Annotated in this window: 7 protein-coding genes; 5 read left to right on the top strand and 2 right to left on the bottom strand. The window is 75.4% G+C overall.

Annotation, left to right across the window (positions count from 1 at the left end):
- The coding region (gene hemG / locus ABZ914_RS43155) for a protoporphyrinogen oxidase (protein WP_500200564.1) at nt 1–952 on the bottom strand (952 nt) is incomplete at its 3' end.
- Between the two features lie 115 nt (nt 953–1067).
- On the opposite strand from hemG, the gene ABZ914_RS43150 reads away from it, so the two are divergent.
- Both ABZ914_RS43150 and ABZ914_RS43145 read left to right on the top strand, forming a co-directional pair.
- The gene (locus ABZ914_RS43150; protein WP_500200563.1) at nt 1068–2198 is read left to right on the top strand and encodes a hypothetical protein; all 1131 of its coding nucleotides are present in this window, start codon (nt 1068–1070) and stop codon (nt 2196–2198) included.
- A 193-nt stretch (nt 2199–2391) separates the two neighbouring features.
- Nucleotides 2392–3456 (top strand): DUF4349 domain-containing protein, encoded by a 1065-nt coding sequence (locus ABZ914_RS43145; RefSeq protein WP_500200562.1) that lies wholly within the window; start codon nt 2392–2394, stop codon nt 3454–3456.
- A 37-nt stretch (nt 3457–3493) separates the two neighbouring features.
- On the opposite strand, the gene hemE is transcribed toward ABZ914_RS43145, so the two are convergent.
- The gene (gene hemE, locus ABZ914_RS43140; RefSeq protein ID WP_500200566.1) at nt 3494–4504 is read right to left on the bottom strand and encodes a uroporphyrinogen decarboxylase; all 1011 of its coding nucleotides are present in this window, start codon (nt 4502–4504) and stop codon (nt 3494–3496) included.
- Nucleotides 4505–4744: 240 nt separating this feature from the next.
- On the opposite strand from hemE, the gene ABZ914_RS43135 reads away from it, so the two are divergent.
- The 3 genes from ABZ914_RS43135 to ABZ914_RS43125 form a co-directional block, all read left to right on the top strand.
- Entirely contained in the window at nt 4745–5017 is a 273-nt protein-coding gene (locus tag ABZ914_RS43135; RefSeq protein WP_387023916.1) for a hypothetical protein, read from the top strand.
- Between the two features lie 133 nt (nt 5018–5150).
- Nucleotides 5151–5717 carry a DUF3000 domain-containing protein gene (locus tag ABZ914_RS43130; protein WP_190857417.1) on the top strand — a complete coding sequence of 189 codons (567 nt, stop codon included), beginning with the start codon at nt 5151–5153 and terminating at the stop codon, nt 5715–5717.
- A gap of 487 nt (nt 5718–6204) precedes the next feature.
- On the top strand, nt 6205–7153 hold a 949-nt coding region (locus ABZ914_RS43125; protein WP_500200565.1), incomplete at its 3' end, for a ribonuclease D.

Here is a 7153-nt window from a genome sequence, read left to right as displayed (position 1 = left end):
CTGGGTACCCGCGGGTCACGATCGCCTTGCTCGGGGACTCGCTGCCCGGTAGCGCGCGCCCGGCGGCGGGCCCCTGGTCGGCCAGCAGCCGGGCCGCGGGCGCCGCGGGCACCGCGATCACGACGGCGTCGGCGTCGAGGAGCTCGGGGGCGCGGGCCGAGCCGACGGTGAGCCGCCAGCCGGCGGGGCGGCGCCGCAGCTCGCGGACGGTGGCGTTCACGCGGACCGTCCCGCCGGCCGCCTCGATGTCGGCGGCGATCAGCGACGGCAGCGAGCCGAGCCCGCCGGTCAGGGTGGCGAACACCGGACCGGCGTCCTTCGGCGCGGCCTCCCGGATGCCCTGGACGGCGTTGATCAGCGAGCGGTGGGCGCGCGCGGCGGCGGCCACGGCGGGCAGCGTGGAGTCGAACGACAGCAGCTCGGCGCGCCCCGCGTAGACGCCGCCGAGCAGCGGCTCGACGAGCCGGTCGACGACCTCGCGGCCCATCCGGGCGCCGATGTAGTCGGCCACCGAGACGTCGTCGCCGCGCTGGGTCTCGGGCATCACCAGGTCGAGCGGGACGCGGGCCAGCCCGGCCGGGGACAGCACCTGCGAGGCGGCGAGCGCCTTCATGTCGGACGGGACGCCCATCACCTGCCCGGACGGGATGGGGCGGAGCGCGCCGCGGCTGAGGATCGCCGAGGAGGTCGTGCCGGGGTTCACCAGGTCGTCGCCGCGGTCGAGGGCGCGGACGAGCGCGAGGCCCTCGGGGCGGCGGGCCAGCATGGACTCGGCGCCCTCGTCCACCGGGATCCCGGCGATGTCGCTGACCCGGAGCTTGCCGCCGATCCGAGGGGAGCCCTCCAGCACGGTCACGCGGACGCCGGCGTGAGCGAGCGCGCGCGCGGCGGTCAGGCCCGCGATGCCGCCGCCGACCACGACGGCGTGGGAGGCGGGTCGAGACGGGGTCATGCGTCCAGCCTTCCAGACGCCCCGCGGAACCGCGCACCGGGGCGCCCGCAGCGCGGCCCGTTTTCTATCCGGGAGTGACAAGATCCTCAGATCTTGCCAGTGAATACTGGCAAGCATGAAGATCTGGAGAGTCCCGCTCGCCGCCGCCGCGGCGGTGGTCCTGGCCGCCGGCCCGACCGCCCCCGCGTCCGCCGCGACCCGCGGCGACTTCAAGCCCGTGTCCCTGCCCTTCTTCTGGCCGGAGAACGGCATCACGGACGTCGACGCCGCCTCGCCCGACAGCGTCTGGATCACCGGGTACCAGGGGGCGATCACCCTCCCCGGACCGATCCCCGGGATGGGCACGCAGATTCCCGGCAACCCGGTCGTGCGCCGCTGGCAGAACGGCGACTGGGTGGAGTACGACCTGCTGAACCTGCCGAACCACGCCTCGATCCAGGACGTCGACGCGGTCGCCCCCGAAGACGTGTGGATCAAGGGCGTCAGGTACGGCGACGACAAGACGACGTCCCCCTACCTGGGGCACTTCAGCGGCTCGGCGTTCAACGAGGTGCCACTGCCTCCCGGAGCCGGCGGCGCCGGGACGCTGCAGGCCGACGCGTCCGGCGTCTGGTACAGCACCCCGACCGACGTGTACCGCTGGACCGGCGACATCTGGACGGACAAATGGACGCACGTCACCACCTTCCCGGAGATCAGCCTCGACACGGGCTACATCCGGGCCGACGATGACATCTGGCGCCTCGGCACCACCTCCGAGTGGAGCACGACGTTCGTGGCGCAGCACTGGGACGGGCGGTCCTGGAAGAGCGTCCCCATGAACACCGACGGCCTCGGCGTGGGGTTCGGCTTCGCGGACATGGTCGCCCTCTCCCCGACCGACGCCTGGGCCGCCGGCACCGACAACCACACGTCGCCCGCCACGCCCGTCCTGATGCACTGGGACGGAACGGCCTGGTCGAAGGCCGCCGTCCCCGCCGGTCTCAACGGGCTGACCAGGATCATCAAGGGCGTGGACGGGGACCTGTGGGCCCTCGGGCACACGCTCGACGAGCCCGCCAAGCCCGGCCTGCTCCACTACAGCGGCGGGACGTGGTCGCGGGTGCCGACCAGCGCCGTCCCGAACCGGACCAACATCTACGCGACGCAGCTGGCGGTCGTCCCCGGCACCGGCGCCCTCTGGACGCTCGGCACCACCACCGTCGGCACCGTCAACACCGGCGTGATGGTCCTCTCCGACCGCTGACGCGCCCCCGGAACGGATGCGCCGGGGTACGGATGCGCTGGGGTACGGATGCGCTGGGGTACGGATGCGCTGGGGTACGGATGCGCCGGGGCACGGCCGCGCGGGGACGGCCGTGACCTCGGTGTGCCCCGGCCGTGGCCGGATCGCGACGCGGCCGCCGGAACGGTGATCTGCACCACTCCGTCCAAACCTCATGCTGAACGTCAGAAGCGTCAGGCAGGTCCCGTACGCGCTGATCGTCCTTCTGCTGGCCGGGGTGCTGGGCGGGACGCTCGCGGCGTGCGGCGGCGGACCGTCGTCCGATTCGGCGGATCGGAGCGCGGCGCGCGGCGTCCCCGCCCCGGCGGCCACGCCGGGCGGTGTCGAAGCCCAGCGGAAGGGGGCGTCCGGCACGTCCGGGTCCGGCACGTCGGGGTCCGGCGCGGGCGGGGGCGCGGCGGCGCAGCCGCAGCCGCTGCCGCCGGCGGGCCGCGCCGTCGTCTACACCGCGACGATGCGGATCCGGGCCAAGGACGTGGACGCGTCCGCGACCAGGGCCAAGGAGCTGGTGAGCGCGGCGGGCGGGTACGTCGAGCACGAGTCCGGGTCGAGCGACCCGCCCGGCTCGACGATCACGCTGAAGATCCCGTCCGACCGGTACGCCGGCGTGCTGGACCAGCTGTCCCGGCGGCTCGGCACCAAGCTGTCGGTGTCCCAGCAGGCCGACGACGTGACCGGCGAGGTCGCCGACGTCGACAGCCGGGTGCGGTCCGCGAAGGCCACGCTGGCGTCCTTCCGCAAGCTGCTCGACAAGGCCACGACGGTCGGCGAGATCATCGACGTCGAGCAGGAGATCGCCTCGCGCGAGGCGGACCTGGAGTCGCTGCAGGCCCGCCAGAAGGCGCTGAGCCAGAGCACGCAGTACGCGACGGTGACCGTCACGCTGGAGGCGGCGGCCACGCCCGCGCGGCACCACGGCGACCGCGGCGGGTTCGTCGGCGCGCTCGGCGACGGCTGGCACGCGTTCACCGGATTCCTCGGCGGCGTCGCCGTCGTGTTCGGCTGGCTGCTGCCGTTCCTGGTCGCGGCCGCGATCATCGTCGCGCCGATCGTGGCCTACCGGAACCGGCGCCGGAGCCGCGGGCCGGCGGAACCGGACACCGGCGGAGGAAACGAGGAGCAGCCCGTCGCGGTCGGGACCGGCGGCGCGAGCGGCGCCGGCGGTCCGGGCGATCCCGCCGGCGAGCCGGTCCGGCCGGAGACGCCGCCCGCCGAATGAGAGGCGCCCCCCGCCGGATGAGCGGCGGAGGCGCGGGTCAGTGCTCGGAGCCCGCCTCGTGGACCAGGTCGACGAGGCGGGTCACCACGTCGGGGTCCGTCGACGGCAGCACGCCGTGCCCGAGGTTGAAGATGTGGCCCTCGGCCGTCCGGCCCCGGGCCAGCACGTCCAGCGCGCGCCGCTCGACCGTCTCCCACGGCGCGAACAGCACCGCCGGGTCGAGGTTGCCCTGCAGCGCCTTGCCCGGCTCGACGCGGCGGACCGCCTCGTCCAGCGGGACGCGCCAGTCGACCCCGACCACGTCCGCGCCGGCCTCGCCCATCAGGCCGAGCAACTCGCCGGTGCCGACGCCGAAGTGGATGCGCGGCACGCCGAGCGGCTCGATCTCGGCGAAGATCCGGCTGGTGTGCGGCAGCACCGAGGCGCGGTAGTCCTCCGGCGCGACCGAGCCGACCCAGGAGTCGAACACCTGGATCGCGCTTGCGCCCGCGGCGATCTGCACCTTCAGGAACGCGATCGTGAGGTCGGCGAGCCTGCCCATGAGCCGGTCCCACAGCTCGGGCTCGCCGTACATCATGGCCTTGGTGCGCTCCTGGTTCTTCGACGGCCCGCCCTCGATCAGGTAGGACGCCAGCGTGAACGGGCCGCCCGCGAAGCCGATCAGCGGCGTGGCCCCGAGCTCCCCGACCAGCCCCCCGACGGCTTCGGTGACGTAGGGCACGTCATCGGGCTCCAGCGGGCGCAGCGCGTCCAGGCCCGCGGCGTCCCGGATCGGGTCGGCGATCACCGGGCCGACGCCGGGCTTGATGTCGAGGTCGATCCCGATCGCCTTCAGCGGCACCACGATGTCGCTGAAGAAGATCGCCGCGTCCACGCCGTACCGGCGCACCGGCTGCAACGTGATCTCCACGATCATGTCCGGGCGGGCGCACGACTCCAGCATCGGCACGCCCTCGCGGAGCCGCAGATACTCTGGCAGCGCGCGGCCCGCCTGGCGCATGAACCACACCGGCGTGCGCGGCACGGGACGGCGGCGGCACGCGAGCAGGAACGGGCTCTCCGCGAGCGGACCCGGATCGGCGGACGGGTTCGCGGCGGCGTCGTTGGGGCGGGCGGCGTCAGCGGTCACGTTGTGAATGGTCCCACGAGAGCGCGTTCCCGGCGCACCGGGGTGACGACGAGGCGGCGGCGGTGAGCCACGAAGTTCCGGACACGCCGAGCGAAGTCCCGCATTCTGTCACCGGCGCGTGCGAACGTGATGCGTGTCATAGCCGAGGGAGGTTCCCCCTTGCACTGCTCCACCTGCGGTGATGAGCGTGAGTTCGAGCAGCCGCCGTGTCCCGACGGGCACGGCGCGGAGTGCCCCGAGCGGGTCTGCGTCGACTGCGGAGCGGCCGTCCTGGTCGACCCGCCGCTGACGTCCCCCGACCCCGCGCACGCGCCCCCCGGCCGGCCCGCCGCCGCGTCCCCCGCGGGCCCGGCGGTCCAGGCGTCCCCCGGCGGGACGGGCCCCAGACGCGCCGGCTCCTCGCCGGCCGCATCCGCGCGGGCCGTGGCCTGAACGCCGCGGCCCCCGAGACGAAACCCACTGTGCTGTGCCTGCATCCCCTCCGTACCCTCCGGTCGCGCGCGGCGGCGTCCCGTCCCGGCACCACCGACACGAGTCCCGCCCCCGCACCCAGGCCGGTCCGCCCATGAACCCTCCCGCCTTCCAGCGGGCCCTCGACACCCTGCGCGAGATCCTCGACGGGCCGGGCCCGCGGCCCGAGCTCGACCTGGAGGACATGCCCGCCCCGCAGAGCCTGGCCCCGTACGCCGCGGCCCTGTCCGGGTCGGTCTACCGCGACGACGACACCGAGGTCGCGATGGGCCGGCTGATCGTCCTCTACGACCCCGACGGCGCCAAGGGCTGGACGAACGGCTTCCGGATCGTCGCCTACATCCGCGCCGACCTCGAACCCGACATCGCCGCCGACGAGCTGATCGGCTCCGTCGCCTGGGACTGGCTGCTCGAGGCGCTCGAGCCGGCCGGCTACGCGGGCGTCTCCGGGACGATCACCCGCGCGGTGTCGGAGAGCTTCGGCGACAAGCGCGACGAGCCGTCCACGACCGAGCTGGAGCTGCGCGCCTCCTGGTCCCCGACCGGCGACGACCTGGCCGGGCACGTCGCGGCCTGGTGCGAGGTGATGTGCACCACCGCGGGCCTGCCCCCGGCGGGCGTCTCCGCGCTCCCGGACCGGCCCGGCGGCGCGGGCCCCTGAGCCCGCGGGGCCGGCCGCGGAGCGTCCCTTCCGCGGAGGCACCGGCCCCGGCGGCACCGGCCGGCGCGAGCGGGGGTCGTCCCTCCTCGGGAGGTCCTGAGAGCGACGTACGGTAGGGGACGTGAGCACAGCGTCCGGAACCGAGGCGGCGGGGGAGAACACGGGAAAAGTGGGAGTGTCCGAAACGCGTGCCACCGGTCCCGACCGGGACTCCGGTGGCGAGGAGCCCGCCGCACGGCCGGCGGGCGCGAAGAAGGCGGGCAAGGCGGTGCCCGCGGAGCCCGGCACGGCGGAGGAGCAGACCGGCGCGGGCGGCGCGCCCGGCGCGGTGCCGCCTGGTCCCGCGCCCGGCGCGACGGTGCCCGGCGGCGGAGCGGCCGGCGCCACGGCGGCCGGCGTGGCCGCCGCGGCGGGCAACGGCGCCGGTGAGAAGGCCGCCGGCGAGAAGGCGGCCGAGGACGCGGCCGGCGACGAGCGGCCCCCGGCCGTGCTGCTGCTGGAGCCACGCGAGGGCGTCCCCCCGGTCGTGGTCGACGCCGCCGAGCTGGAACGCGTCATCGCGGCGTTCGCCGCGGGCACCGGCCCGGTCGCCGTCGACGCCGAGCGGGCGTCCGGCTACCGGTACGGGCAGCGCGCCTACCTGATCCAGCTGCGCCGCGCGGGCGCCGGCACCGCGCTGATCGACCCGATCGCCTGCCCCGACCTCACCGGCCTGGACGCGGCGCTCGCCGACACCGAGATGGTGCTGCACGCCGCCAACCAGGACCTGCCGTGCCTGGCGGAGGTCGGCCTCGTCCCGAAGCGGCTGTTCGACACCGAGCTCGCGGGGCGGCTGCTCGGCTACCCGCGCGTCGGCCTCGGCTCCATGGTCGAGAACGTGCTGGGCTTCCTGCTGGAGAAGGGCCACTCCGCCGCCGACTGGTCCACCCGCCCCCTCCCCGAGGACTGGCTGCGCTACGCGGCGCTGGACGTCGAGCTGCTGGTGGAGCTGCGCGACGCGCTGGAGGCCGAGCTGCGCGACGCCGGGAAGCTGGAGTGGGCGCTGGAGGAGTTCGAGGCGATCCTGACCACGCCGCCGAAGCCGCCGCGCGCCGACCCGTGGCGCCGCACCTCCGGCATCCACCGCGTGCGGAACCGGCGCGCGCTGGCGACCGTCCGCGAGGTGTGGGAGGCCCGCGACAAGATCGCGCGCGAGCGGGACCTGTCCCCCGGCCGGGTGCTGCAGGACGCGGCGATCGTCGAGCTGGCGCTGAACCCGCCGAAGACCCCCGCCGAGCTGCAGTCACTGCCCACCATGCGGGGGCGCGGCGCCCGCCGGCACCAGTCGGCGTGGCTGCGCGCGGTGTCGCGGGCCCGCGCGGTGCCCGACCGGCAGCTGCCCGAGGCGAACCTGCCCGGCGACGGGCCGCCGCCCGCGCACCGCTGGGCCGACCGCG

Origin of the sequence: Spirillospora sp. NPDC046719 (assembly GCF_040645715.1) — a bacterium.
Classification (GTDB): domain Bacteria; phylum Actinomycetota; class Actinomycetes; order Streptosporangiales; family Streptosporangiaceae; genus Spirillospora.
This window is presented reverse-complemented; position numbering and strand designations above follow the sequence as displayed.

Bases quoted from the DNA above. Each gene is read 5' to 3' on its own strand.
- ABZ914_RS43150 (WP_500200563.1), top strand. From the start codon at position 1,068: ATGAAGATCTGGAGAGTCCCGCTCGCCGCCGCCGCGGCGGTGGTCCTG.
- ABZ914_RS43145 (WP_500200562.1), top strand. From the start codon at position 2,392: ATGCTGAACGTCAGAAGCGTCAGGCAGGTCCCGTACGCGCTGATCGTC.
- ABZ914_RS43130 (WP_190857417.1), top strand. From the start codon at position 5,151: ATGAACCCTCCCGCCTTCCAGCGGGCCCTCGACACCCTGCGCGAGATC.